At 38.8% G+C, this 26,328-nt stretch carries 22 protein-coding genes; 12 read left to right on the forward strand and 10 right to left on the reverse strand.

Annotated features, from left to right (window positions below; translation table 11 throughout):
• A complete protein-coding gene (locus H5159_RS09990) occupies nt 1–924 on the reverse strand; it encodes a LysR family transcriptional regulator (RefSeq protein WP_182733496.1) in 924 nt (307 codons plus the stop codon).
• 157 nt (nt 925–1,081) lie between these two features.
• Between H5159_RS09990 and H5159_RS09995 the strand changes: the two genes are divergently transcribed.
• From H5159_RS09995 to H5159_RS10015, 5 genes are all read left to right on the forward strand, one after another.
• Nucleotides 1,082–1,765: a type 1 glutamine amidotransferase domain-containing protein gene (locus H5159_RS09995; RefSeq protein ID WP_024597040.1), complete on the forward strand. Its 684-nt coding sequence runs from the start codon at nt 1,082–1,084 to the stop codon at nt 1,763–1,765.
• A gap of 116 nt (nt 1,766–1,881) precedes the next feature.
• Nucleotides 1,882–2,463 carry a rhomboid family intramembrane serine protease gene (locus H5159_RS10000; protein WP_010555361.1) on the forward strand — a complete coding sequence of 194 codons (582 nt, stop codon included), beginning with the start codon at nt 1,882–1,884 and terminating at the stop codon, nt 2,461–2,463.
• Between the two features lie 87 nt (nt 2,464–2,550).
• Nucleotides 2,551–3,396, forward strand: a complete 846-nt coding sequence (gene yghU / locus H5159_RS10005) for a glutathione-dependent disulfide-bond oxidoreductase (RefSeq protein ID WP_002958173.1) — start codon at nt 2,551–2,553, stop codon at nt 3,394–3,396.
• A 259-nt stretch (nt 3,397–3,655) separates the two neighbouring features.
• The gene (locus tag H5159_RS10010) at nt 3,656–5,596 is read left to right on the forward strand and encodes an EAL domain-containing protein (RefSeq protein WP_182780223.1); all 1,941 of its coding nucleotides are present in this window, start codon (nt 3,656–3,658) and stop codon (nt 5,594–5,596) included.
• Between the two features lie 500 nt (nt 5,597–6,096).
• On the forward strand, nt 6,097–7,476 hold the full coding sequence (locus H5159_RS10015) for a VCBS repeat-containing protein (protein ID WP_182712568.1): 1,380 nt from the start codon (nt 6,097–6,099) through the stop codon (nt 7,474–7,476).
• An 88-nt stretch (nt 7,477–7,564) separates the two neighbouring features.
• Here the strand turns inward: H5159_RS10015 and H5159_RS10020 are convergent, their stop codons facing one another.
• Together H5159_RS10020 and H5159_RS10025 are read right to left on the reverse strand one after the other, a co-directional pair.
• The gene (locus H5159_RS10020) at nt 7,565–8,020 is read right to left on the reverse strand and encodes a hypothetical protein (protein ID WP_182780224.1); all 456 of its coding nucleotides are present in this window, start codon (nt 8,018–8,020) and stop codon (nt 7,565–7,567) included.
• Nucleotides 8,021–8,032: 12 nt separating this feature from the next.
• A complete protein-coding gene (locus H5159_RS10025; RefSeq protein WP_182196862.1) occupies nt 8,033–8,308 on the reverse strand; it encodes an EF-hand domain-containing protein in 276 nt (91 codons plus the stop codon).
• A gap of 302 nt (nt 8,309–8,610) precedes the next feature.
• Between H5159_RS10025 and H5159_RS10030 the strand changes: the two genes are divergently transcribed.
• Entirely contained in the window at nt 8,611–9,468 is an 858-nt protein-coding gene (locus H5159_RS10030) for a PA4780 family RIO1-like protein kinase (RefSeq protein ID WP_182196864.1), read from the forward strand.
• A 24-nt stretch (nt 9,469–9,492) separates the two neighbouring features.
• On the opposite strand, the gene H5159_RS10035 is transcribed toward H5159_RS10030, so the two are convergent.
• From H5159_RS10035 to fucP, 7 genes are all read right to left on the reverse strand, one after another.
• Nucleotides 9,493–10,167 (reverse strand): response regulator, encoded by a 675-nt coding sequence (locus H5159_RS10035; protein ID WP_182780225.1) that lies wholly within the window; start codon nt 10,165–10,167, stop codon nt 9,493–9,495.
• 39 nt (nt 10,168–10,206) lie between these two features.
• On the reverse strand, nt 10,207–11,652 hold the full coding sequence (locus tag H5159_RS10040) for an ATP-binding protein (protein ID WP_182780226.1): 1,446 nt from the start codon (nt 11,650–11,652) through the stop codon (nt 10,207–10,209).
• Nucleotides 11,652–12,182 carry a hypothetical protein gene (locus H5159_RS10045; protein WP_182780227.1) on the reverse strand — a complete coding sequence of 177 codons (531 nt, stop codon included), beginning with the start codon at nt 12,180–12,182 and terminating at the stop codon, nt 11,652–11,654. Before H5159_RS10045 ends, H5159_RS10040 begins: the two co-directional genes overlap by 1 nt.
• 9 nt (nt 12,183–12,191) lie before the next feature.
• Complete coding sequence (locus H5159_RS10050; protein WP_182780231.1) at nt 12,192–13,847, reverse strand: YHYH protein; 1,656 nt, start codon at nt 13,845–13,847, stop codon at nt 12,192–12,194.
• A gap of 56 nt (nt 13,848–13,903) precedes the next feature.
• A complete protein-coding gene (locus tag H5159_RS10055; RefSeq protein ID WP_182780228.1) occupies nt 13,904–15,853 on the reverse strand; it encodes a S9 family peptidase in 1,950 nt (649 codons plus the stop codon).
• 43 nt (nt 15,854–15,896) lie between these two features.
• Nucleotides 15,897–16,505 carry a flavin reductase family protein gene (locus H5159_RS10060; RefSeq protein ID WP_182712565.1) on the reverse strand — a complete coding sequence of 203 codons (609 nt, stop codon included), beginning with the start codon at nt 16,503–16,505 and terminating at the stop codon, nt 15,897–15,899.
• A gap of 131 nt (nt 16,506–16,636) precedes the next feature.
• On the reverse strand, nt 16,637–17,944 hold the full coding sequence (fucP, locus tag H5159_RS10065) for an L-fucose:H+ symporter permease (protein WP_029753314.1): 1,308 nt from the start codon (nt 17,942–17,944) through the stop codon (nt 16,637–16,639).
• A 286-nt stretch (nt 17,945–18,230) separates the two neighbouring features.
• Here fucP and H5159_RS10070 point away from each other — a divergent pair, with 286 nt between their 5' ends.
• The 6 genes from H5159_RS10070 (at nt 18,231) to H5159_RS10095 (ending at nt 25,947) form a co-directional block, all read left to right on the forward strand.
• Nucleotides 18,231–19,388 (forward strand): ROK family transcriptional regulator, encoded by a 1,158-nt coding sequence (locus tag H5159_RS10070; RefSeq protein ID WP_220486982.1) that lies wholly within the window; start codon nt 18,231–18,233, stop codon nt 19,386–19,388.
• Between the two features lie 234 nt (nt 19,389–19,622).
• On the forward strand, nt 19,623–22,211 hold the full coding sequence (locus tag H5159_RS10075; protein ID WP_182721450.1) for a TonB-dependent receptor: 2,589 nt from the start codon (nt 19,623–19,625) through the stop codon (nt 22,209–22,211).
• 63 nt (nt 22,212–22,274) lie between these two features.
• A complete protein-coding gene (locus tag H5159_RS10080; protein ID WP_182780229.1) occupies nt 22,275–23,267 on the forward strand; it encodes a carbohydrate kinase in 993 nt (330 codons plus the stop codon).
• A gap of 445 nt (nt 23,268–23,712) precedes the next feature.
• Entirely contained in the window at nt 23,713–25,242 is a 1,530-nt protein-coding gene (locus H5159_RS10085; protein ID WP_182780230.1) for a cryptochrome/deoxyribodipyrimidine photo-lyase family protein, read from the forward strand.
• Between the two features lie 2 nt (nt 25,243–25,244).
• Nucleotides 25,245–25,385, forward strand: coding sequence for a DUF2256 domain-containing protein (locus tag H5159_RS10090; RefSeq protein WP_002958154.1), 141 nt, complete (start codon nt 25,245–25,247; stop codon nt 25,383–25,385).
• 124 nt (nt 25,386–25,509) lie between these two features.
• A complete protein-coding gene (locus H5159_RS10095; RefSeq protein ID WP_024593544.1) occupies nt 25,510–25,947 on the forward strand; it encodes an OsmC family protein in 438 nt (145 codons plus the stop codon).
• Nucleotides 25,948–26,328 lie beyond the last annotated feature (381 nt).

A 26,328-nucleotide genomic window follows, 5' to 3' on the forward strand; every position in this document is an offset into this window, starting at 1 on the left:
TTAAGTACTTTTCAGCATACCTAAAGCGGTATGCTGTTTTACAAAGTATGCTTTTAAGTAATCAATAAACAATCGTAGCTTTTTAGAGCCCGCAGCCCCTGGCGGAAATACCCCGTAAAGCTCAATATCTTTGCTTTTATAATCATCTAATATTATTTCAAGCAGTCCAGCTTGCACTTTTGGCCACGCATCGTAAAGCGGAATACGCCCAATGCCATGCCCTGCTTCAACAAAAGCAGTACGAGCAGCGGCATTATTGGTGCTTAAGGCGCCTTGCATTGTAATATCGTGTTTTTTGCCATCTTTTTGAAGTGTTAATGTTTTACTGCCCAATTGATAAACGACCCATTGTTGCTCTGCTAGCTCTAAAGGCGTTTTAGGTTTACCAAAATGTGCAAAGTATTCCGGCGCGCCACAAATACAAGTGCTCATTGTAGTCAGCTTGGTTGCCTGCAAGTTGGAGTCACTCAGTGCCACGCCCCTAATTGCAAAATCAAACCCATTTTTAATAATATCAACCACATCGTCAGTAAGCTGTAAGTCTATTTGAATTTTAGGGTATTGGCGCTTAAACGTATTTATTGCAGGCACAATTAACTGCATTCCCACATTTACTGGGCAACTAATTTTAAGTAAACCTTGTGGCTCGCTCTTTATATTTTCTATTTGCTGATTAGCCGCATTAGCTTGTTCGGTAATTATTCTACAACGCTCATAATAAGCGATGCCTGCTTCAGTGAGCGCCATGGTACGGGTTGAGCGATTTAGTAAAGTAACTTCAAGCTGCGTTTCTAATTTTTTTAAATGATAACTTGCAACTGCTCGCGTAAGCCCTAGCTGTTTGGCAGCAGCGGTTAAGCTGCCCTGCTCTACAATTTGTGCAAATACAACCATGCTCTTTAACTGCTCAAACGACACTTTCATAAATGCTCCGTAGTGTGTTTTAAATTCAACCTTTTTATTGTATCAATTATTAAACCAATAAAGTTAAATTTATCATCGTTGTTTAAAGCAGTGTTAGTGCATATAGTAATTGGTAAGCAAGATAAACTAATTCAAATCATCAGAAGGAATATATTCAATGTCTAAAAAAGTACTTATGGTTCTTACATCTCACGCAGAACTTGGTAACACTGGCGAAAAAACAGGTTTTTGGGTAGAAGAATTTGCAGCCCCTTATTACGCCTTCGTTGATGCAGGCGTTGAAGTAACATTAGCGTCTCCAGCTGGCGGCCAACCACCCATTGATCCGACAAGTACACTTGCCGATTTTCAAACAGATGCAACAAAACGTTACGACGCCGATAGCGCGGCGCAAACATTAATGGCAAACACTAAAGTGTTGAGTGAAGTAAAATCTAGCGATTTTGACGCTGTATTTTACCCAGGCGGCCACGGCCCATTATGGGACTTGGTTGACAACACAGATTCAATCTCTCTTATCGAAAGCTTTGTAAAAGAGCAAAAACCTGTTGCTGCGGTATGTCATGCAAGTGCTGCATTTTTAAATGTTAAAGATGCCGATGGCAATGCACTAGTAGCGGGTAAAAAAGTAACTGGTTTTACTAACTCTGAAGAAGCTGCAGTGCAACTTACCGATATCGTGCCATTTTTAGTTGAAGACGAGCTAATTAAAAAAGGTGGCGATTATCAAAAAACTGACGACTGGGGTGTATTAGCACTAGAAGACGGTTTAGTAATTACCGGCCAAAACCCAGCAAGCTCTGAACTAGCTGCAAAAAAACTATTAACTAAATTAGGTTAATAGTGAGTAATAATTAAAATTAAGCACAGCATTTTATGCTGTGCTTTTTTAATTGCTTTTCATTAGCAAATACAATTCCTATACTGGCAACTCTTAAAGTCAATTAGGGCGATTATATGGCAACCAAGCCAACCACACTGTCATTACTAACTAGTACCCGTTTCGCAATATTTAGTATTGTTGTTATTTGCTTCGTACTACAAGTGATCAATAGTCTACCTGGCATAAATCTTAATGGTTTAGGCATATATCCACGCAGTATCCAAGGATTAATTGGCATACTATGCGCACCTTTTTTACATGGTAGCTGGTGGCACTTTGCCAGTAATATGATCCCATTTGTAGTATTAAGTTGGCTAATTTGCCAGTACAGCGTAAAACGTTTTTATAACGTATTTATTTTTACCGCTCTAGTCGGTGGACTGTTAGTTTGGGCATTTGGGCGCAGTAACATACATGTTGGTTTAAGCGGTGTTATATATGGTTTATGGGGCTTTATTCTATGCTACGGATTAGTAAGACGCTCATTAAAATCAATTATAATTGCAGTTGTAGTGGCTATACTTTATAGCGGTTTTATATGGGGTGTTTTACCTCAGCGCTATCATGTATCGTTTGAAAGCCATTTATTTGGAGCGCTAAGCGGGTTGTTTTTAGGTTATAGATTAGCAAAAGCCGATAAATTAAAAGGTCGGTAAATTAAATATTTAGGGCCTTTAATTAATTTTTTATGGCCACATTTATGAGTAAGTATTAAACATTTCCATTTAACATTGAGGTTATTTATGAGCGATCAAAACGAATACACGCCACCAAAAGTATGGACGTGGGAAAGTGAAAGTGGCGGTAAATTTGCCAGCATTAACCGCCCAATTGCAGGCGCGACTCATGACAAAACTCTACCTATTGGCGAGCACGCATTTCAGCTTTATTCTCTTGCTACGCCAAATGGCCAAAAAGCTACAATCATGTTTGAAGAGCTTTTACAGCTTGGTTGCACCGATGCAGACTATGACGCATATTTAATAAACATAGGTGATGGCGATCAGTTTGGATCTGACTTTGTTGATATTAATCCAAACTCAAAAATCCCAGCGCTAATGGATCATTCAACTACCCCACCTACTCGCATCTTTGAATCAGGTTCTATTTTACAGTATTTGGCTGAAAAATTTGATGTACTCATCCCTAAGGATTTGAAAGCTAAAACGCAGTGTCGTAACTGGCTATTTTGGCAAATGGGCTCAGCGCCATATTTAGGTGGTGGGTTTGGTCACTTTTATAGCTACGCACCAAGTAAAATGCAATACCCTATTGATCGTTTTACCATGGAAACTAAACGCCAACTTGACGTTTTAAATCGTCATTTAAGCGAAAATGAATATATGGCGGGTGATGAATACTCAATTGCCGATATTGCAATTTGGCCTTGGTATGGCTCGCTTGTTTTAGGCGACTTATATGACGCAGCTGAATTTTTAGATGTTGCCTCATACACTCATGTTGTTCGTTGGGCAAAACAAGTTGCTGATCGCCCTGCTGTAAAGCGCGGTCGTCGCGTAAATCGCACATGGGGCCCTGAAGAAGATCAAATGGCAGAGCGCCATAACGATAGTGATTTCGAAGGTTAAATCTACTAAACAGCAAGTAAAGTCGTTAACACTTTAACCTGCTTAATAATTTTAAGGCTCATAATAATTATTTATTATGGGCCTTTTTACTGCGCTAACTTTTTTTTTTGCTTTCATAAACTATATTTATTCCTATACTCAGGATTAGAGCCTAACTAATCGATGTTTAATACGCTTTTGTTCATCTGGAATATTTGCAGTATTTCTTGAACGTTTCTCCATCGCTAGTTGGAGTGACTTTTGTATAAGGTTTTACTTAGTGCCATATAAAAATCTAAATAGTGAAGAACGCAGAGAAACCGTTAAAATTTTATACTCCAATGCCATCTCTGGCATTGCCATTTCGATTGTAGTCAGTTTTATATTAGTGTTTGCTTTTGATTTAAATAACCAGAAAATATCCTACGAAAAAAGTATCTGGCTAAGCATTATGGTTGTCTTATTAGCAGCTCGCGCTATTGATGTAATGTGGTTTTATAAAACCAAAAAGGATAGCCCGTTATTTAATGCTGACACATACTCAAAAAGATTTTCAACCGGGTGTATTTTAACTGCGCTATCGTGGTGTGGGTATGCACTTTGGTTTCATAGCACCTCATCAGCAATAGAGACGACGACCACGATTGCTATTTTATCTGCCTTCGCAGGAGGCTCTGCAAATCTGCTTTCAGGAAGCCGAGTAACCGCTGTACTCTATAGCATTATTTTATTGGCGCCTTACTCTTTTTTATTAACCTTTTCTAACGAAAACTACAACTCTGTCCTCGGTATTTTAGGCCTAGCATTTACTGCTATTATGGTGGCTTCATCGTACAAATCAGCCACATTTACACACAGCGCAATCAAGCTCAAAAACCAAAACAGAGAGCTGCTTAACGAAATGGAAAACAAGGTTGAGCAACGCACAGAAGAAATTTACCGTTTATCGAATACCGATCCACTTACAAATCTATTAAACCGAACCGCATTTTTAAAAAATGCAAACAGACAACTAGCAGACAACCCTCAAGAACCCTTTGCTTTATTATTTGTAGATTTAGATGGGTTTAAACAAATAAATGATTCGTTGGGTCATAAAGTAGGCGATAAAGTATTAAAAGAAATAGCACGAAGAATTAGTAATGTATGCAATCAACAGCTATTTAAATGCCGATGGGGCGGGGATGAGTTTTTAATTTTAGCAACGTATCAAAAACAAGCTGAGCTTATCGAGTTTGCAGATAAAGTACTTCAAAGCATTGGTGCCGAGCATGAAACATATAAATATCAAAAATGGGTATCTGCAACTATTGGTATTGCCATGTATCCTGAGCACGGGAGTGATTTTAATACTTTAATTCGCTCTGCTGATACTGCAATGTATCACCAAAAACGCATCGCGAAAGGTAATATCAATATTTATAACGATTCACTCAAATTAATACAAGAAAGGGAGTATCTTTTGAGTCAACGCCTAGCCAGTGCCATAGAAGAAAATAGTTTAAGGCTAGTATTTCAACCAATTGTTGATAGCAAAACCTCAAAAGTAACCTCTTTTGAATCATTATTACGCTGGCAACTAGATGGTGAAAATATTTTCCCTGATGAATTTATAGCTATTGCCGAGCAATACGGTTTAATAACCGAGTTAGGTATTTGGGTAATAGAACAGGCATGTATACAAGCAACAAAATTAAGTCACTTACAACCACAAATTGCTATAAGCGTAAACGTATCGGTTATTCAGCTACAAGATCCTGATTTTGTATCTAAGGTATTAAAAATAGTAAATCGCCACCTGGTAGAACCTAAAAACCTACACATAGAAATTACTGAGTCAGTATTTGCCGAGGATAAACTCACATTTTTGACAGCCGTTAAAGCACTACAAAAACAAGGCTTTTGTATTTCAATTGATGATTTTGGTACAGGCTACTCATCACTATCAAGCATGCTTGATATTGGTGTCGATATAGTAAAAATAGACAGAAGCTTTATTCAAAATATGGATAAAAGAGGGTTAAGTATTATTCATGCAATTGTACAAATGGCCTCTACTTTAGATTTTACTGTTGTTGCAGAAGGCGTTGAAACTATTGAGCAAGCAAACACACTCACTAAAATTGGTGTATCTCACCTACAAGGTTATTACTTTTCAAAACCGATGGAAGTAGGTTTTGTAGATGCTTATTTAAATGAGCAAAATAAGCGATGTAGTTAATAACCAAACACTTCTAAAAGCGCTTAGCTACCATATGAGTTATGCGCTACCTTTCTTATTAGGGCCGGTATATTTTTCGAGGTTGAATTTGCAGCAGACTGTTTGATATTAAGCAAGGCAGAGCCTATGAAGTGTGGTTAGCCCCCATAACCAGTTGATAACGTAGCATAAATGCCAAACATGCGCTGTCCGAAGGGTTCTGCCTAGGGAGATTGACTCTTTGTTACTAGGTTACAAACCTCGCGCCGCGATTAAATCGTCCTTGGATTGAACAAATTTCAATCCTTAAAGGTCAACAGCCCCTCCCTAAAACATAATCTTACAATTGCTTACACCCAGTACATAGTAATTAGCGTAGGCTAAATATAATCCAACTTACATATGTATATTACGTTTAAACGAAAAAGTACCAGCGCTGGATAGTAGGTAAAATTATGCGCTGACGCTGCTTAAATAATAAAAACTTTAACGATACAACTAAATATAAAAAAGGAATTTGCATGATAAAACCACTTTGCTATTCACTCATCACTTTACTTACCCCCATAAGCGTTATAGCTCAAACAATGGCAATAAAAACAACGGATGAATTAGTATCAACCGATTCAGAGATTTTATTTGCATATAATAAAGAATTAAAACAATTAGAAGCCATCAATTTACTTACATCACTTAGTAGTGAACTTGCTTTACCAAAAAACGCCATCGGGTTTGATGTGGCAACACTTGCTAACATCACCGATAAACAAGCACTCGTACTAACAAGTGATGGCGTATATAAAGCCCAAGCAGGTAAACCAACATTGTTGTTTAATTATGAGTCGGTTCTTAATCAATTAAAAATAGATAAATTTGAAAAAGTAGACTTTGTTTTCGATGCTAACAACGATGGTCTAAGCGATATTTTCATTCCTGGGTTAGCAAGCAGTACTTTATACATTCAAAATAAAGATGGCAGCTTTAAGCCTAACCAATTTAAGCAAATACCTAAATATGAAGGCCGCTTTTCAGGAAAAGGGCTTTCTTTAGAAGTTAATATTAACAATAAACCTGTGGTTATCGATTTTAACCACGACGGATTAAACGACCTGGTTTTTTCAAATGACTTTGGAGCAGATGTACTACTTGCTAATTCAGAGGGCTTTGAGCAAAAGCTTACCTCAATTGATTTTAGCATTGAGCTAGGCGAGCTAAGCAATGGCGAGACTCGCAAAATAAAGCAAATTATTGATATTAATAACGACGGATTTCTAGATTTTACAACCAGACAGTTTAAGCCTACACAAGGTATGGACTCGCTAGATATAAAAATAGCACATACTTTGTACCTAGGGAGTGCTAAAGGTTTTACTAATACGCCCATTACCTTATTTGAAACACAGGGCCCTAGTGAGTTATTGCTCAAAACTGACTTTAATAATGATGGCTTAATTGATTTACAAAAAATGGACTTAGATATTGGCTTAGGTACTATCGCCTCTATGGCATTAGGCGGTGGCAGTACTGATGTAGATGTAGAAATGAATCTTTATAAGCAGCAACCCGACGGCTCATTTGCCAATAAATCGAGTATTGAACTTGATTTAGAAATGGAAGTGGGGATGAATGGCGATGAATCAGAACCGGCTCTCTATTTAGGTGACATTAACGGCGATAGCTATATTGATGCGGTATACAAATACAGTAAAAAAACGCTGTATATTTATTATGGAGAGCAAGACTCACTGCTAAATGATAAACGCAAAAAATTAAAGCTAACGCTGCCTAAAAATAATAAAGATATTCTTCTGGTAGATATAAACCAAGACGGTAAAAAAGATTTTGTATTTAAATTTACCGAAGAAGATGGCACCAGCAAAATAGAAACACGATTAAATTAAGCCAATAAAAAAGCCCAACAGAATTAACCGTTGGGCTTTGGACTTAAGACTTTCGAGTAACAGTCAGCTTTACTCTAAGTAATAACACCTAAGCAGTTACATTTAGCAGTGAATCGCCTTCACTTAAACCAAGCTTCTCTTGCACTGATGCAAGGATTGATTCTTTATCTTCATCAGACAACTGGTTTGAATACTCAGTTAAGAGCTCATCTAAGTAGCTCACTACCTCGTCTGTATCGACTGATTCTAATGAGTTTTGTGGCGGTGGCGGCGGTCTTTGACCTTCTGCTCTTCCTGCATCACCAATGCTTTTAGCATCAAACTCGAGTTCGCCCATTAAATCAGCAAGCTCTTTTGTTGGTTCAATACCTTGTTCTTTAAATGCAGCTTGAATACTTTGCGCATCGTCGCTAGTTAAGTTTTCTGCATCAAACTGTGCAAGCGTTTCTTTAACAAAATCACTTTGCTCTGTTGTTAATTTTGCAGCTTGACTACTTTGTTGCGGCACAAAACTCACAGAGCTGCTGCCAATATTATTAATCATTTTAGTATCCTTTCAACGTTCACGACGAGGTGGTTTATGATCGCTAAGCTCTTGTTCAGTAATTTCGCCATTACCATCGGCATCTATAGAATCAAAAATTGTTTGTGCATCACCGTGCGGCGGTTTTTTAGCACTAAACTCTTCAAAGCTAATTACGCCATCACCATCAGTATCAATAGTTGAAAAGTCAGGTTTTTCAGGAGGATTGTCACCGCCTCGAGCAGCTACATTAGCTGAAAAAGCAATAGATAATATTGCCACAGTGGCAAGAGTTGAAAAATGCTTCATAGTAATAACCTCGTATTTAAGAATTAAACTAAGATTACGCTTTAAAAACGCAAACAATGTGCAAATAATGAGGAAGTAATAAATTATTTTTAATAAAAACTGATGATTCAAAAAAAGTTCTGGTTGATTGCTTTGCAATCAATATATAAGCTAATAAAATAATACGATTAATTACTCTCTGGCAGTAGTGTTACTGCCCTTAATTCTCAAAGCTGATATACTGCTTGAGCCAATTAAACAAACAAATACAGAGCACTTTCATAAATAATGATTAATAACCAACCCTACTTAGCAGGCAATCTGTGAAAATACCTAAACGCCTACAACCTCTTGTTGATGATGGCCTTATTGACGAAGTAATAAGCCGACTAATGAGCGGTAAAGAAGCCGATGTATTTATTGTGCGTTGTGGTGAACATATTCGCTGTGCGAAAGTGTATAAAGATGCGGTTAAACGTAGTTTTAAAAAAGCGGCACAATATCAAGAAGGCCGAAAAGTACGTGGTGGACGCCAAGCGCGTGCAATGGGTAAACGCTCTAGCTATGGCCGCCAATTAGAAGAAGAAATTTGGCAAAATGCCGAAGTTGATGCGTTATCTCGTTTAGCTAGCGTGGGTGTACGCGTTCCTGATACTTACTTTTGTATTGATGGCGTGCTGCTTATGGAGCTCGTCTCTGATGAAGATGGTAACGTAGCCCCTCAACTAGGACATGTCGTTTTTAGTGAAGAGCAAGCGATTGAGCAGTATAAACTCATGATACATTACATTAAGTTAATGCTTTGCGCTGGTATAATACACGGTGATTTATCTGAGTTTAATGTACTTGTAGATAATAACGGCCCTGTAATTATAGATTTACCGCAAGCCGTTAACGCTTCAGCAAATAACAGTGCACAAGCTATGTTTGCACGCGATGTAAATAACATACGCCGCTACTATGGTGAATTTGCGCCAAGCATACTAAAAACTCAATACGCTAAAGAAATGTGGGCACTATTTGAAGAGGCCAATTTAACGCCTAATTCAACGCTTACAGGTGAATTTGAAGACAGCGACGAACTTGCTGATGTAGATTCTATTCTTGATGAAATTCAAGCTGCCGAATACGAAGAGTTTGACCGTTTAGAGCGAATTAAAAATGCTGACGACGATGAGTAACTCATCGTCATAGCTCATTCCACCTTACTGTGGATGCACAAACCGGTAGCCAACCCCATAAACAGACTGGATAACACTTTCAGTTTGTGTCACTTCATCTAGTTTTTTACGCAACTTTTTAATATGGCTATCAATAGTACGGTGGCTCACAATACGCTGATCGGCATACATAGTATCCATCAAACTATCACGCGAATAAATACGATTTGGGTTGTTAAACAAAGGTTTAAATAGCTGAAATTCAAAGTTTGTCAGCTCTATACTGCTTGATTTGTATTTTACGCTGTAGCTGCTCTCGTCAAGCTTCATTGTTGACTCTGTAACATCACTTGCGTTATTTAATCGCCTTAAAATAGCTTTTACGCGTGCCACCAGCTCAGCATAACTAAACGGCTTACAAATATAATCATCTGCACCTAATTCAAGCCCAAGTAATCTATCTATTTCTTCTACTTTTGCCGATACCATAATAATAGACACGTTTGAAAAGCGCCTGATTGCTTTACACAGTTCAATACCACTTTGACCTGGTAACATTATGTCTAGCAAAATTACACTCGGCCTGTTAATTTCAAGCCAAGGTAATACGTCATTCCCGTGATGTATTTGATGAGTAATAAAGTGATGGCTACTTAAGAAGTCACTCATTAAGTTAGCTAGCTTTACTTCATCTTCCACAATTAGTATTTGTTCACTCATAGGCATCTCTGTAAGTAACCTCAACTTTATTTTTATAAACTAAATAGTTGGCAATCTAATAATAATAGCTAGGCCGCCTAAACTGGCTTTTTCTGCAGCGATTTCACCTTTATGACCTTTAACTATATGCTGGCAAATAGATAAACCTAAGCCAGAACCGCCCTCTTGGCGATTACGCGAACTATCTACTCGGTATAAATACTCAAATAAATGCGATAAATGCGACTGCTCTACACCGACACCATTATCTTCGATTATAAGCTCTAAATAAGTTTGCCCTTTAATGCTTATATTGCTAGCCGTTAATGAAATAGTTGTACATTGTGCATAGTGTACTGCGTTCATTAAAATATTATCGAGTAGCTGCAAAAGGCGTGTTTTGTCTGCTTGTACAGTTATGTGTTTAGCGCTATTTAATAGATAAAGTTTTATACCATGTTGTTCAAGCACAACCTGATATTTCTGCTCAATAGTATTTAGTAATAACGCCATGTCAGTAGGTTGCATAGTGTAGTGCATACCTCCTAACTCTGCGCTATTGAGCATATGCAAGTCGTCTATTAAGCGTTTTAAATGCAGGGCTTCATCGTTAGCCGAACTTATATTTTTTGCGTTCGGTTCTCGTATACCAACTAGCATAGCTTCAAGTTCACCGAGTAAAATACTCATTGGCGTCCTAAGCTCATGAGAAATATTAGCAAGCCAACGCTTACGTACTTGCTCATCTTTAGCGAGTGTAAATGCAAGCGTATTAAAATCTTCGCTCAACTGTCCTAGCTCGTCTTTTCGCTCAAGTTTGAGTTTGGTCTCGTAATTACCTTGCGTTAAGCGATGCATACCGTTAGCAATTTGCTTTACAGGGCTTACTAGGTGACGAGACAATAAAAAAGTAACCATTAATGTTAGCAATACCGCAGCTAAAGCAATAAACCATAAGTAGTTAGTTTGCTGCTGTAAAAAATCAAGCTCATAGCCATCAACCAAGCTATCTCTTTTAGAAACTGCTAAGTAACCCACTATTTTATCGTTAACAATAATTGGGGTTGTTATATATTTTAAATCGCTGAGGTATCTACCCACTACTCGCTGTTTATTTTCGTCAAGCAAAGCGTAGTGAGCAATATTTTCTGGCGGTGGGCGGCGATCTTCCTCTAAACGAATATGATCTGGCGGCGGTGGTCGCATCATTCGCCCACGCGGACCTGGGCCTTCTTGTGGCCTAGGCAAAAACTGGCTATTTTCTAATTGCGATTCAACACGTTTTCTAAAGCTTTCGCCATTGCCGACAACATGCTCCCATGAGGGTGTTTGTTCGTATTGCTTTGCAAATTGCACAACAAGTGGTTCAAGCGCTTTCACCTCTTTTGCATTAACAAAATCAATTACGCCTTGCCCTATGCTCCACTGTATAAGAACCACAAGCCCTGCAATAACACTAAAGGTAAAACTAAATAGTATTAAAAAAAGTTTATTATGAATTTTCATTAATGCGTGTTTTCAACCTTGCTAGGAAAGCTCTCAAATCGGTATGTTATAAACTCTTTGGTTTGGTCGTTAACATACAGCGTAGCAACTATTTTTTTACCTTGAGCGGTCCAATACATATGACCATGATTATTTAAAGTAACCGATACAGTATTTATACCAGTTTTAAATAAGTTAGCAGGTAAATGCAACGCTTGTCCGTAAATTCGCTGTATTTTAACCCCATTAATGTATAAATGAGCATGACCTTGTAAAAAACCGGTGTCTTGGTTTGTTGTCACGCCCATCATTTGTTGCATGTTCATCGTGCCCTCTGGCGGCACAGACAAATCATAACGCTGTGTATCTAAAATTAAGTTATAACCCGACATACTATCTTTTAATAACTTAAGGCTTAATGCCGGGATTGGCGTGTCATTTGGCACAGCTATAGGTATATGGCTATGATCCATCATTTCCTGCTGCGCAAAGAGCTTAAAACTCAATAGCACAGCAGTAGTTAGGATCAATGCGTATTTAAAATAACGCATAGTTACTCCTTACATTCCCGGTGGTGGACCCATTGTTTCGCCAGTATCACAGCGACCAATTGAATTATCGGCTAATTGACCTTTAAAACGAGGCCCTATTTGATAAGGAAAAGAAGGCTGTAATTTACCATCACTGTCTAACATTAGTGTTATATGGTAGTGATAACCCTTACCATCATTAGCATCGTGGCCGTTATGCTCATCTAATTGAGCACCGGTTACTGTTTTTTGTGCATAGTAATAATCTTCAAAGTAATACCCATCGTCGGCATTTAATGTATTACCAGAGAGCGTCGTTACTTCTGCGCCAATAGCAGGACCTGCATCACTTGTTTGTGTACCTTGGCTAACATCGTATTGATCAACTAAGGTACAGCTTCGCTCACCCTCAGTACCACAACCCCCTTCACTTGTAGGTGCACCGTAATCTCGCATTTCCCAGCCACTTAATGCTAGTTGTCCGTTACTTTCATAAGGACCATAAAGCGGATAGCCATCAGCTGCAAACCCATAAATAGGTGAATGCGCATCGCCATCATCTTCGAGTAAATCAGCTAAGCAACTCGTATAAAAATGGTGATGATATTCACCGTTAGCAGCATGTCCGCCACACACATCAACATCGTATTGCTCAGCAATGGGCGCTAATGTATACCAAATATTATTTCCGTAGCTCATACCATCGCCCCAGTTAAATATACTGGTGCCATTAACCATTAAGCCAACGGTACCTAAACCTGTTTCGCAAGTTTCAGCGTCAGATAAATCGGTAGGTGTTAGCGGAAAATACGCTTCAACCGCTTGTTCTGTTGGGCAACCCGGTCCTGGAGGCCAATAACCTGCACCGCCTGTGTCATCACAGTTTTCAGTGCTGCTGTTATAGCCAATATCTTCACCAAAGGAAATGGTTTGCCCTACTGCTGCAGAAGTTACACCGTTATAAAAATCGGTAGCTGCACGCGGGCGGTTATTTAACGCGTCTACTTGGTCTTGTGTAAGCGTTACATCATATTTAGGAATGTCAGTAGTTTGCACATACATGTATTCAACGTCAGCATCTTCCTCAGTAACGTTAACAACCTCAACTGATTGAACATCTTCAACCACTGCACCATTATTTTGTATGTATGTAGAAGTTGTATCGTTGTTAATTAACCAGCTGGTAAGTTTTGCACTATTATCAACTGTATCTGAGTCTGATGAAGCAATAACATTAACTATAACTGTATCTACAACGACATCGTTTGTGCCATCATCTGCACTAATTTCAAATACAAGTGCTTCATCGGTTAAAACTTCAGGTGCAACAAACTCTGTAGACGTTGCAGTACTTGAAGATAAACTAACGGTAGTGCCTGATGTTTGCGACCAACTAACCGATACTTCACCGTCATCTTCAACCATTGAACTTAAATAAACGGTATCGCCCGCATTAACAGTTTGGTCAATACCAGCATCAACCGTTGGAGCACTATTACTGACTGTATCGCCGTCTGTTGCAGTACTTGTTGAATCGCTATTACATGCGCTTAAAGCGATACAAAGCGCACTTAACGCAAATAACTTAGTTGCATTAGCGGCTTTTGTTTTAAGAAGTGTTTTCAATGCTTGAACCTTTACTTTAACGTTTAATAAAACAAAGTTAACAAGTAAAAGTGCAAACAATGTGCACAAACAAAGGAAGATTGTGATCAAAAAAGACAACCTAAGTTGTCTTTTTGCTATTTAACTGGAGTCTGGCTATTTATTTTTTTCAAATGTTTATCAAAAAAGTCTAAAAATGCCTGAAGAGTTTTAACTCTGTGTTCTTGATAAGATAAGTAATGATCGCCATCCTCAAGCTCAATATAAGTAACATCTTTTGCTTCATCATCAAGTTCATCCTGCATTTCTCTACTATGATAAACAGGTACCACACTGTCGTCAGTTCCATGTACAAGCAATATTGGTCTTGTTATTTTTTTAGCAAAATTCACTGGAGAATTAGCTTCTAGTAAATCATCATCAGTTCCAAACTGCTTTCTAACGATATTTTTGTTTGTAAAGTGTCGTGCTTTACTCACTAAATACTGTAAATCACTTACCCCAGCAAAACTAGCTGCACATTTAAACGTTTCTGGGTGCTTAATTACAGCCATTAACGCTGCATAGCCACCATAGCTAGCACCACCAATACAAATGCTATCTGCTTGTGCTATTCCTTGGTCAATTAACCAGTTTGCACCGTCTTGCAAGTCATCTTGCATAGCCAAACCAAAACCTTGAATTGACTGCATTAAAAAGTCGTGCCCATAGCCACTCGAACCACGGAAATTAGGCTGTAAAACAGCATATCCGTTATAGGCTAATAAAGCTGTCCAGTAATCAAAATTAGCATAATCCCTTGCCATGGGGCCGCCATGTGGAAATATAATTGTTGGTAACTTATCACCTTCTTTATATTCTACTGGTAGAGTTAGATAGCCTTCTATTTTCAAGCCATCTCTTGCCTTGTAGCTAATGCGCTTTTTGCCTCTGTATACAGAGGCATCTATTTGCGGATAAACATCAGCAATTGCACTCACCTGCTTTTTTACTCTATCCCCAAATAAATAACTACCCGACGTTTTGTCTGAGCTGATATAGAGTATATATTTTTGCTGATCTTTACTGGTACTTACAATGTCTAATTTATATTCATCTTTAGGGAGCGATACGCGCAAAGAACGATGTAATTTATCTAAGTCTTTATCCCAATATTTAATACCATCATCTAAATGTGAATCAGTAAAGCCTGCAACTTCGCCAGTTTGTTGTGAATAAAAAATAGACCCATCAAAATCATATTTACTATTACTATAAATTAGCTCGCGAGCTTTAGTCGTTAAATTGAGTTTAAATAATGCATCGCGCCCTTCATGTAACGCAGTGATGTATAAAAAATTAGAGTCTTTATCAAACCCTAATATAGAAATACTTTGCTTACTAAAAACCTCATAATCAAATAAAGTTTCCCACGACTGTTTATTCTCATCAAAATAATCGTAAGTAAATTGCGTATCGTCCATTTTTTTTGCAATACGAACTTTACCTTGCCTGTCGGCAAACCAAGTAACAACATTACTGCGTGGCCTTTGGATTTGTGTCTTACGTAATGTGGTTAAATCTAACTCATAAACTGCTGGGGTATTTGCTATTTTAAAATCCCCTTGAACTAAAATTTTATTTTCTTTTTCAGGTAAAAAACTAACAATTCGGTCTGAAAATTGTGGCTGGATTTCATCTCTTACTGTGTTGGCTTTAAACGCTAATTTAAGACCTTTATCATTTTTAAAGTTATACGCATACATAAGCGTTGATGTATATTTGACTCCGCCAAACTGATATTTTATATAGCGAGCACCCAGTAATAGTACGTCATCATTTGCCCAGTTATACCAATCAAAAAACACTGTATGGTTATTTGAGTTTATAATTGGTGTAGTAACCCCCGTCTCCAAGTTTTTAACCATTAAGATTAAAGTCCCTTGATGGTTTCTTACAAAAGCGAGGTTCTTACCATTGGGAGATAGCTTCACTTGGCTAAAATCTTTTAAGCCTGCAAAAACTTCTATAGGTAGTTTTTTATCTTGTGTGGCAAAAGAGCCAAAACTTTGCAAAGCAATTAACAAAGTGAAAATGAACTTAAACATTCGTAAATCCTTTTATTATTGTACTCCTAAGTAAACGATTATTTCACAACTGTGGCCTTTTAAGCAAAAACTTATCTTTGGTTGTACTAAAGTAATCGCCGCCCATTTTGCCCACTGCATTTAATAATTCAGGGTCAATATAGCCACCACTCATCACTTCATCGTCTATACAAATACCCACTACATCCAGCAACATCATTTTTCCGCCGCCAGGCTCATTTGAAATACTAATAACTTCGCGTAATTTACATTCAAACCGTACTTTTGAATCGGCAACGCTTGGTGCATTTACTAACTTACTTGGAGCTTGGGCAATGTTAGCTGCATCAAATTCGCTTATATCACTAGGATAATTTGCACAACTTTGATTCATTTTTTCAACTAGCTCTTGGCTGACAATATTAACCACACATTCTTTAGTTGCCATTAGATTACTGAGCGTATCTTTATTCGTTTTATCACTAGGGTTTACTTGCGTAACACTTAAAACAGCTGGCTTGCAACTAGCCACAGTAAAAAATGAATAAGGCGCAATATTTGCAATACCTTCGCTATTTAATGTACTTATCCATGCGATAGGCCGTGGGCTGATACCGCCTACTAAGTAAGAGTAAACATTTTGGTTGGTATTTTCGGTGAGATCTAAAAACATATTTTTTCAACTAAATAAGAATATCAACATGCCTAATATCTTAATCCGATGAAGGTTGGGGTTAAAGAAGATTTACAAATGAGAAAAGTTAAAAAGTAAAACCGAGCCTTCAGGCTCGGTTTTCAATCCATTTAGCAAGGCGCTACATTATTGAATACTCTGACTTTTGTTTTTAAATCAAATGCAGCATAAGCTGCAACAATAATAAAACACCCCGCAGGCACAACATAAGAAAACGCGACACTGTATGTATCAATAAACACAGCTTGGAATACAGGAACTATCGCTCCACCTAAAATAGCCATTACTAAACCAGCAGCACCTAGTTTTGCATCATCGCCTAACCCATGTAGTGAAATCGCGTAAATAGTTGGAAACATTAACGACAAGCAAGCCGATATACTTACCAGCGCCCATACGCCACTTATATTTGGCATTTTCACCATATAAAAACACAGCAGCATTGCAATAATAGAGGTTGCCATTAACAGTTTGGCAGGACGAATAAATCCCATAAGCCAGGTCATTACAAATCGAGAAACTAAAAAGGTGATCATACTGTATTGTAAAATACTTCCCCCGGTAACTTCATTTGTATCGAGTGCCTCCATTACGTACTGGATGGTAAATGTCCATACACAAGTTTGCGCCGCAACATTAAAAAACTGGGCGATAACACCAAAGCGGTAATGGGTATTTTTAAACAAACGCTTAAACGTTGCACTAAATTCTACATGCTTAGAGACTTTTTTTTGCTTACAAAAATTAGGTGTTTTAGTAAACGCAATTGCCAACCAAATAAAAACCAACACACAAGCCATACCAACATAAGGCACCATAACTGCATCAAGTTCTGCGCTTATAATGCTAGTTAATTGCTCACTATTCATATTTGTGCGCTCACCAGAGGTTGCGGTATTGAGCTTTGGTAAAATAAGGGTGGCGGCTAAAAAAACACCAATGTTAGTACCGACAGGGTTAAATGATTGCGCCAAATTCAACCTGCGAGTTGCACCTTGTTGGGTGCCCATTCCCATTACATAAGGGTTTGCTGATGTCTCTAAAATAGATAAGCCTCCAGCTAACACAAACAAAGCCACTAAAAAAAACCCATAAGTCATTGCTTGGCTGGCGGGATAAAACAAAAATGCTCCGATTGCAGCCATCCCTAAACCGGTTAACACACCTGTTTTATACGAAAAGCGTTTATTGATATATGCCGCCGGAATAGCTAGGCAAAAGTAAGCTCCATAGTAGCTAAATTGTACCAATGCAGACTGCACTGACGACATAGTAAAAATTTTACTAAACACTTTTACTAGCGGATCAGTCATGTTTGCCGCAGCTCCCCATGCAGCAAAGCACAGAACAAGTAAAATAAAGGGAACCACCATCTCCTTGGAGACAAGAGGTGTTTGTGTGTGTGTGTGTGTGGTCATTGCCGTGTCTCAGTTGTTAATGTTAAGTAAAGCATTTAACCAGTTAAATATCATTCCGTCAATAAATCAACTATAGTTATTTATTGACCTCCTGTGACTTATTTATACTCTGTCGTAAATTTAATAATAAGAAATGAACCCGGCAATAAAGCTAATATAGTCGCCAATTACACACACTCGGTGTACAATTAATCAGGTTATTCAAGATAATAACAACTAGGTAGGAATAATTATCAAATCTAAAAACCCTCGACTCTCTTTACAAGAAGGCCGAAGCCAATCTGGCCTGCGTGCTCATAATGAACGCCGAATTATGTCATTAATTCGCCAACACGGTAGTGCTCCAAAAGCTGAAATTGCACAAAAAACAGGGCTTTCAGCACAGGCCGTCACAGTAATTATCAATAGTTTAGAAGCCGAATCGTTATTAATACGGAAAGACCCTCAGCGTGGTAAGGTTGGCCAACCAACCATCCCATTTGCGTTAAATCCAGATGGTGCATTTGGAATTGGCTTAAAAGTAGGTCGTCGCAGTTTTGATTTAACCTTGATTGACTTAGTAGGAAATATACGCGCAACTTTGCACGAAAACTGCGCTTACCCCACAGTACAGAGCTTGCTAACCTTTTTAGAGAAAGGGATCAGCGTACTTAAAATGAGCTTAAGTGACGAATTAGCCAAGCGTATCTTAGGTGTGGGTGTTGCAACCCCTTACGAAATTTGGAACTGGACAGAAGAAGCCGGCGCTCCAAAAACAGTATTGAATGAATGGAAGTCTTTTGATTTTAAAGAAAAAATAAATCAAATTGTACATCTTCCCGTGTATGTATGTAATGATGATACCGCTGCTTGTTCAGCTGAATTAAGCTTTGGTAATCCTGCTCGTTTTAGCGATTTTTTATATATTTTTATTGGTACTTTTATTGGTGGTGGAGTTGTTATAAACGAAACCTTATTTACTGGTAAAAAAGGTAATGCCGGCGCTATAGGTTCATTACCTAGGCCTATGCTTAATAGTGAAGGACAACTAACCTCCCAACAACTTATTATGCAATCATCACTGTATATTCTCGAAAAAATGCTCAAAGGTGATGGCTACAATACTGACATACTATGGAGTTCAAAAGAGTATTGGGGAGACTTAGGCCCCGTACTCGATAAGTGGATAGACCAAGTTGCAGATGGCCTCGCCTACGCGGCATTGTGTTCTTTAGCTATTTTTGATTTTGAGGCAATTGTCATTGATGGCGCCATTCCTATCAATGTCAGAGAAAAAATAGTTTTGGCAACAAAGTTAAAATTGAGCCAGGCTGATCATCGCGGTATTAATCGCTGTGAAGTACAAAGTGGCTCTATTGGCGCCAAGGCTCAATCAGTAGGCTGCGCTAACCTTCCGTTACTTATCAACTTTTCTCAAGATCACGCAAGCCTTTCACACCACTAATATACTTTAAAGTTAAAAAGCAGCCATCGGTAACGTTGGCTGCTTATTTATTTTTTATCAGAGGTAAAAAATTCACTTAAACAATCAAAAAGCTGTACAAAAAATAATAAGTAATAATAGTTGATTTATTATTTTAAGTTCTCTACATTCTATTTACAAATTTGATAACACTGACATGTTTGATTAATAAAACCGCAAATTTGTATACACACACAACAAAGAGAGAACAGAAAAATGAAAGTATCAGCAAAAATGACTCTAATTGCAGTCGCTGTAGGTCTATCCATATCCCCTAGCGTCTTGTCACAAGAGCAACAAGTAGCAAAAAGTGATTTAGGGTTTGAGCGCATCATTGTAACGGGAACATCTCGGCCAAAAGAGAAAATCGAATCAACTAATGCAATAACTACCTTTAACGAAGCAAAGTTAGAGCAATTGGCTCCGCACAGTGTTGCTGAATTAGTGCGAAGTATTCCTGGTTTTCATGCCGAAGACACCGGTGGAGAAACCGGTAACAACGTAGCCCCACGAGGCTTTCCGTTATCAACGCAAACAGAGTTTACAGCACTACTTCGTGATGGTATGACCGTGTTTTATAATCAAGATATTTTATTTACTCAAAATGATCGCTTTACCCGTTTGTCTAATTTTGTTGGCAGCGTTGAAGCTATTCGTGGTGGTGCCTCGTCAATTTTTGTTGGTAGCGCGCCAGCTGGGTTTATTAATTTTATTTCTCGTGAAGGCTCCGATGATACCCAAGGTGATGTGTTTTTTGAAACCAACAGCAACAACCGCCTAGGTGGACAAGGTTGGGTTAGCGGATCAATAGACGATCAGACAACCTATGCTGTTGGCGCTTGGTATCGCAAGGATGACTCCGCACGCGATCCGGGGTATACAGCTAACCAAGGTGGTGAGCTTAATGGTAATATTAAGCACTTTTTTAAAGATGGCAGCGGTTTTACCCGCTTTGAGTTTAATAAACAAAACGATAGATCATTCTTTTTTATTCCTCAGCCATTAATAGGCTCAACCACCAATGCTAAAACAATCCCAGGCGGGATGGATATCAGAGATGGCACCACCGGTAACTCAGCAGGTGCGCGTTTATTAACTCTTAATAACACCCCAAGCGGCGACATTGATTTGGATATTGCAGATGGTAACTACGCTAATGTGACCTACTTTGGCAATACAACCGAAATTGAAATCAACGAAAACTTAGTCTTTTCAAATCAAATGCGTTATACCGATATGCTAACAACCTTTACCGGCATCATTAACGTAGGTAACGCCGAATCGTTAGCTAGTAAAGCACAAGCTATATATGCTGCAAATACTGATGTCCTTGCAGGTGCCATGGTTGATGGTAACCTAAGTTACGATATACGCGATGCAGGAAACGGCTTTGTATTGGCTGATTCAAGCAACGTAAATACCTACAACACCAATGGATACGGAATAAACGCAGGCTTTTGGCATAGACGTTTTGAAGGCGATAACTTTCAAAACGAAACCAGATTCAACTACACCTTTGATGATGTAGGCGAAGGGACTCTTTATGCTAATTTTGGCTTATTCTTCTCTAATATTAATGGCCATGTTACCGACTATCGAATTAATACACTGCAATCAGTAGAGCCCCTGCCGCAGCGCTTAGATGTTGTATTTACAGATGCACAAGGTCTTGACATTGCCAGCGGTACTTACAAAGGTATTCAGGCTGGATCACATGGTTTTGCCGATATTGTTTATAGTGAAAATACCCTTGCGCCCTTTGCTGACTTTGAATACGAGCTTGAAGATGTGTCGTTTAATCTGGGCCTAAGGTACGAAACCCTCAAAGCAGATGGGGAAGCGCAAAACCAAGCTAATTACACAATTGACAGTTTTGCCAGCGATACTGATACCGTCAATGGGAATATTACCCTGCCCTTTGGTGATGGGACTTACCGAAACTTTGATGTTGAATACAACGAAATGGCATGGACAATTGCAGCTAACTACAAATTTAACGACGACTTAGCGGTATTCACTCGATATGCAGATGGTTTTCGTATGCCTGATGTAGATAAATACATGGCGATTACCAACCTAACTAGTCAAGAGGAAATTAATCAATTTAATAACTCTGAGAGACGCGAAACACAACCAGCTTCAACGGTAATGGCCGAGGTGGGCATTAAATATAACGAAGGTGATGTCGCAGCATTTGTAACCGGTTACTTCGCCGCTGCGGATGATTTATTCTTTAATGTACCTACTGTTGAAAATGGTCAAGTAGTGCAACGTCAAGCCTTTAGAAACACAGAAACCTTAGGTGTAGAAGCCGAATTTAACCTGCAAATCACCCAAGACTGGCGCATTGGTGTATCTGCAACGTACCAATCACCCGAATTTGTAAACACACCAGCGGCGCAATACTTGGATGCTAATGGAAGCTCTGCCTCTATTGATATAAACGGCAACTTACCTGTACGTGTGCCTAAGCACTTTGGCCAATTAACTAGTAGCTATCAGTTTGAAGATTTTTCGTGGGGTATGGCAGCTATTCATGGTAGCTACTCTTGGAGCGGTAAACGTTATGCCGACGACGCCAACACAGCAGAACTGCCTATGTATGGCATGTTAAACCTTGGTTTATCCCTTGAAAACGAAGACGGTTATTACCTTCGTGCCGATGTTAAAAACCTAAATAACTCAGAAGGCTTATCAGAGGGGGATCCTCGCGCAGGTGAAACGGTAGCAGGTCAAGCAACTACATTTAATGCGCGCGTTGTCTTACCTCGTACCTTTAGCCTTACTATTGGTAAGCGTTTTTAATTTTACTCTAATCTAGGGTATCGTCATGCAAAGCGATACCCTCGCAATTTTTAGGAAAATATAATGGAAGTAGTTGCAATTGGTGAAGCTTTAATAGATATACTCTCACATGACTGCATGCACAATAAGGCATCAAATAGCGAACTAGACTTCACACAGTTTGCCGGAGGCGCACCCGCTAATGTTGCTGTAGCCGTAGCAAAGCTTGGTGGTTCAAGTTATTTGCTTGGTAAAGTAGGCAATGATAAATTTGGTCGCTTTTTAATAAATGCACTCAAAATGTATAATGTAAACACATCTTATGTTGGCTTTTCAAAAAAAGGGAAGACGGCACTAGCGTTCGTATCGTTGGATGAAAACGGTGAACGTACATTTGAATTTTACGATAAATATGCTGCACATTACGATTTACAAATAACCGATTTAGAGCCCTCTTTATTTTCAACACCTAAAATTGTGAGTTTTTGTTCAGGCTCTTTTGCAAAACCTTTAGTATTAAATACAACCTTACATGCGCTAAAACACTTTAAAGAATCAGGCTCGGTTACATGCTTTGACATTAACTTTCGTTCAGCCTTCTGGGATGAACCACTCACAGCTAAATCTGTTATTGAGGATGTTGCTAAAACAGTTGATGTTATTAAAGCGAGTAAAGATGAGCTGATCTCGCTTTATGGAATAGAGCATATTGATACCACTATTAGAAGTTGGGTAGATAGTGGCGTAGCTTTAGTTTTAATGACCGATGGTGGCGAGCCTATTACTTTTTCATCTAGCTCATTTAGTGGTACTTATCCTTGCCCTAAGGCATATGTTGTGGATACCACAGCTGCAGGCGATGCGTTTGTAGGTGGTTTTTTATATCAAATATCTTCGCTAGTGAGTAATAAAACAGAATTTACTGACTGGGCAAATAACTTTACTAACGTTTCAAAGGCTATCGACTTTGCTACTAAATGCGGAGCCAAAACAGTAGCAACGTTTGGAGCCTTTGATGCCCTACCTACATACCATGATATCTCGGCGAGTACCCTTAAATCTTCGTGTCGATGTTAAAAACCTAAATAACTCAGGAAACTTATCAGAGGGAAGTTTCACTCAGGTGAAACGGTAGCAGATCAATCAATTATATTTAATGCGCGCGTTGTCATATCTCGTGTCTTTAGCTTTACTATCGGTAAGCGTTTTTAATTTTACCCTAACTGAGGGTATCGTCATACAAAGCGATACCCTCGCAAGTTTTAGGAAAAGATAATGGAAGTAGTTGCAATTGGTGAAGCTTTAATAGGTGTACTCTCACATGACTGCAAGTGCCAAAATTGCTTAACTATCACGGTAATTCTCCCTATTTATAATACTTCTTTTATTGGCGACTCATTTTAGTATCACCTTAACATGAGTTGCCTATATCAAAATCGTTTTTACACTAGTCTTCTTTTACATTTAATACGTATTGGTTTTGTCCTATTATTTATAATGCCACGGTTTTAATATTGCCAGTATGAAAGAAAAAATAAACATCGTGTGGTTTAAACGTGATTTACGTCTTAGCGATCATCAACCATTAAAAAATGCATTTAGTAATGGCTTACCGACCCTGTTATTTTATAACTTTGAGCCATTACTGCTCGAAGATGCACACTACAATGAGCGGCACTGGCGCTTTGTGTATCAATCGATAGTTGAGTTAAATAATCAGCTAGCGCGTTTTAACGCCTGTGTTTATATATTTAATTTAAATATGAACGATTTACTTGAGTCGATAAAGACGCAGTTTGAAATAGTTAATATTTTTAGCCATCAAGAAATAGGCTTAAACAACACCTTTGAGCGCGATAAGGCAATAAAAGCATGGTGCCAGCATAACCACATTAATTGGCAAGAGTCGCAAACAGGCGCGGTAATTCGCGGCAAAAAAAATCGTAATAATTGGAACGAACGCTGGCAGCAAACAATGCAAGCACCTATTGCTGTTCCTAATTGGAAGAGTATAAAAACAATTACCCTTAATAACTATCAAGCGCCTGAGCTGCCAAGCGCTTACACTCAAGATCACGACAGCTTTCAACAAGGTGGCCCACTGCATGCGCGAACTGTAATGCAGAGTTTTTTTGCCGAGCGCGGTAAAGGTTATCAAAAGGGAATATCGAGCCCAAGTTTAAGCCAAACCCACTGCTCTCGGCTTTCGCCCTATCTAGCATGGGGGAACATTAGCCTTAGGCAAGTGTATCAAATGACCATTGATGAATATCATTCAAAACACCCTGACAAAAGAGGTTGGAAACGCCCACTAGCAGCGTTTGTATCGCGCTTGCATTGGCACTGCCACTTTATGCAAAAGTTTGAAAGCGAGTGCTCTATGGAGTTTTTAGCTCTTAATCCGGGTTATCACGTATTTCCGTATCGTGATGATGAACGTGTGAAAAACGATATTGAACGCTGGGCGCAAGGTCAAACAGGTATTCCAATTATTGACGCTTGCATGCGCTGCTTAAAAGCCACCGGTTATATAAACTTTAGAATGCGCGCCATGCTTGTAAGCTTTGTAACGCATCATTTAAATATAAGTTGGCAGCAAGCAAGCTTTCCGCTCGCTAATTACTTTTTAGATTTTGAGCCAGGGATTCATTATCCGCAAATTCAAATGCAGGCCTCGGTCACAGGTATTAATACCATTAGGCACTACAACCCAATTAAGCAATCAGAAGATCAAGACCCAACAGGTTCGTTTATTAAAAAGTGGTGCCCCGAGCTTGAAAAACTCCCTATTGAATATTTACATCAGCCTTGGGAGCAAACTCCAATGGAAGCACTCTTTAACGACTTTAAGTTAGGGGAGGATTACCCTGAACCCATGCTTGATTTAACAGCGGCCTCAAAAGAAGCACGCGAACGCTTATGGCAATACCGTGAGCGAGCCGATGTTAAACGTGCCATAGGGAAAATTCTTAAAAAGCACGTTGGGGGGACTCAAAAAGTTACTCGAACAAAAAGTAAAACGGATACTAAAAATAACAGTAAGGCTAATTAAGCATGGCGCACAAAAAACTAAACTTACCTCAAAAAATATGCCCTATTTGTAATAAACCTTTTACGTGGCGTAAAAAATGGCAGCGCGACTGGGATAACGTTATTTACTGTTCAGAGCGCTGTAAGCGAAATAAACAGGGGTAACAATTAACTGGCGCCTATTTTGCAACATCATCAGTAATTAGTGCTTTTAAGGCTTTATATAAGTTTATTTTGTAAATAACGCTTAGATAACCTGAAAAGCTTACACTCTAGCAAGGAGAAGATGATGACGATTAAAAAAACGGCAAGTTCAACATGGTCTGGCGACATTAAAACAGGCAAAGGTAGCATATCAACTCAAAGTGGCGCGCTTAATAAACAACCTTATGGTTTTAATACCCGCTTTGAAGATGAGGCGGGCTCAAACCCTGAAGAATTAGTAGGTGCAGCGCACAGTGCATGTTTTAGTATGGCGCTTTCACTTGCATTAGGTGATGCAGGCTTTACCGCAGATAAAATTGATACTAAAGCCACTGTAAGCCTTGATGAAGTAGATGATGGTTTTTCGGTGACGCATATTGCCCTTGAGGTAAAAGCGCGTATTGATGATATTCAAAACGAGCAGTTTCAAGCTTTATGTGAGCAAACCAAAAAGAGCTGCCCTATTTCAAAACTCTTAAATACCGAAATATCACTAGATGCGACACTTCAATCAGCATTTTAACTATTTAGACTTAACTATTTAGACAGTCCCTTACTAAACAAGCCAAGTAAATATTTACTTGGCTTTTTTATTATAAAGAAGTATCTCTAGGGCGTGTTGTTCTTTGGTGGTTGAATTTACAGCAGTGTGCTTGGTATTTAGGCTAGGCAGAGCCTATGTTGTGTGGTTATTCCCCATTAATAGGTGATAACGCAGCATAGATGCCAAACATGCGCTGCCCTTTGGGTTCTTTCTAGGGACGATTGACTCTTTGTTGCCTACATGGATGTAGGTAAGGGGCGTGAGCAGGACGCGGAAGCTTTGCTCGGTTTTTACTTATTCTTACATGGATGTAAGCCAGTAGAATAACGCAGGAGCAGTTATCGAGCCCACTAGGTTACA

The organism is Pseudoalteromonas sp. SG43-1 (genome assembly GCF_014164415.1).
Taxonomy (GTDB): domain Bacteria; phylum Pseudomonadota; class Gammaproteobacteria; order Enterobacterales; family Alteromonadaceae; genus Pseudoalteromonas; species Pseudoalteromonas distincta.

What these genes read in the sequence shown, in the direction of transcription:
- H5159_RS10085 (WP_182780230.1), top strand. Translation starts at nt 23,713, where the DNA reads ATGAAAGAAAAAATAAACATCGTGTGGTTTAAACGTGATTTACGTCTT.
- H5159_RS10035 (WP_182780225.1), bottom strand. Translation starts at nt 10,167, where the DNA reads ATGAGTGAACAAATACTAATTGTGGAAGATGAAGTAAAGCTAGCTAAC.
- H5159_RS10075 (WP_182721450.1), top strand. Translation starts at nt 19,623, where the DNA reads ATGAAAGTATCAGCAAAAATGACTCTAATTGCAGTCGCTGTAGGTCTA.
- H5159_RS10055 (WP_182780228.1), bottom strand. Translation starts at nt 15,853, where the DNA reads ATGTTTAAGTTCATTTTCACTTTGTTAATTGCTTTGCAAAGTTTTGGC.
- H5159_RS10080 (WP_182780229.1), top strand. Translation starts at nt 22,275, where the DNA reads ATGGAAGTAGTTGCAATTGGTGAAGCTTTAATAGATATACTCTCACAT.
- H5159_RS09990 (WP_182733496.1), bottom strand. Translation starts at nt 924, where the DNA reads ATGAAAGTGTCGTTTGAGCAGTTAAAGAGCATGGTTGTATTTGCACAA.
- H5159_RS10060 (WP_182712565.1), bottom strand. Translation starts at nt 16,505, where the DNA reads ATGTTTTTAGATCTCACCGAAAATACCAACCAAAATGTTTACTCTTAC.
- H5159_RS10040 (WP_182780226.1), bottom strand. Translation starts at nt 11,652, where the DNA reads ATGAAAATTCATAATAAACTTTTTTTAATACTATTTAGTTTTACCTTT.
- H5159_RS10020 (WP_182780224.1), bottom strand. Translation starts at nt 8,020, where the DNA reads ATGATTAATAATATTGGCAGCAGCTCTGTGAGTTTTGTGCCGCAACAA.
- H5159_RS09995 (WP_024597040.1), top strand. Translation starts at nt 1,082, where the DNA reads ATGTCTAAAAAAGTACTTATGGTTCTTACATCTCACGCAGAACTTGGT.
- H5159_RS10045 (WP_182780227.1), bottom strand. Translation starts at nt 12,182, where the DNA reads ATGCGTTATTTTAAATACGCATTGATCCTAACTACTGCTGTGCTATTG.
- H5159_RS10025 (WP_182196862.1), bottom strand. Translation starts at nt 8,308, where the DNA reads ATGAAGCATTTTTCAACTCTTGCCACTGTGGCAATATTATCTATTGCT.
- H5159_RS10095 (WP_024593544.1), top strand. Translation starts at nt 25,510, where the DNA reads ATGACGATTAAAAAAACGGCAAGTTCAACATGGTCTGGCGACATTAAA.
- H5159_RS10090 (WP_002958154.1), top strand. Translation starts at nt 25,245, where the DNA reads ATGGCGCACAAAAAACTAAACTTACCTCAAAAAATATGCCCTATTTGT.
- fucP (WP_029753314.1), bottom strand. Translation starts at nt 17,944, where the DNA reads ATGACCACACACACACACACACAAACACCTCTTGTCTCCAAGGAGATG.
- H5159_RS10015 (WP_182712568.1), top strand. Translation starts at nt 6,097, where the DNA reads ATGATAAAACCACTTTGCTATTCACTCATCACTTTACTTACCCCCATA.
- yghU (WP_002958173.1), top strand. Translation starts at nt 2,551, where the DNA reads ATGAGCGATCAAAACGAATACACGCCACCAAAAGTATGGACGTGGGAA.
- H5159_RS10000 (WP_010555361.1), top strand. Translation starts at nt 1,882, where the DNA reads ATGGCAACCAAGCCAACCACACTGTCATTACTAACTAGTACCCGTTTC.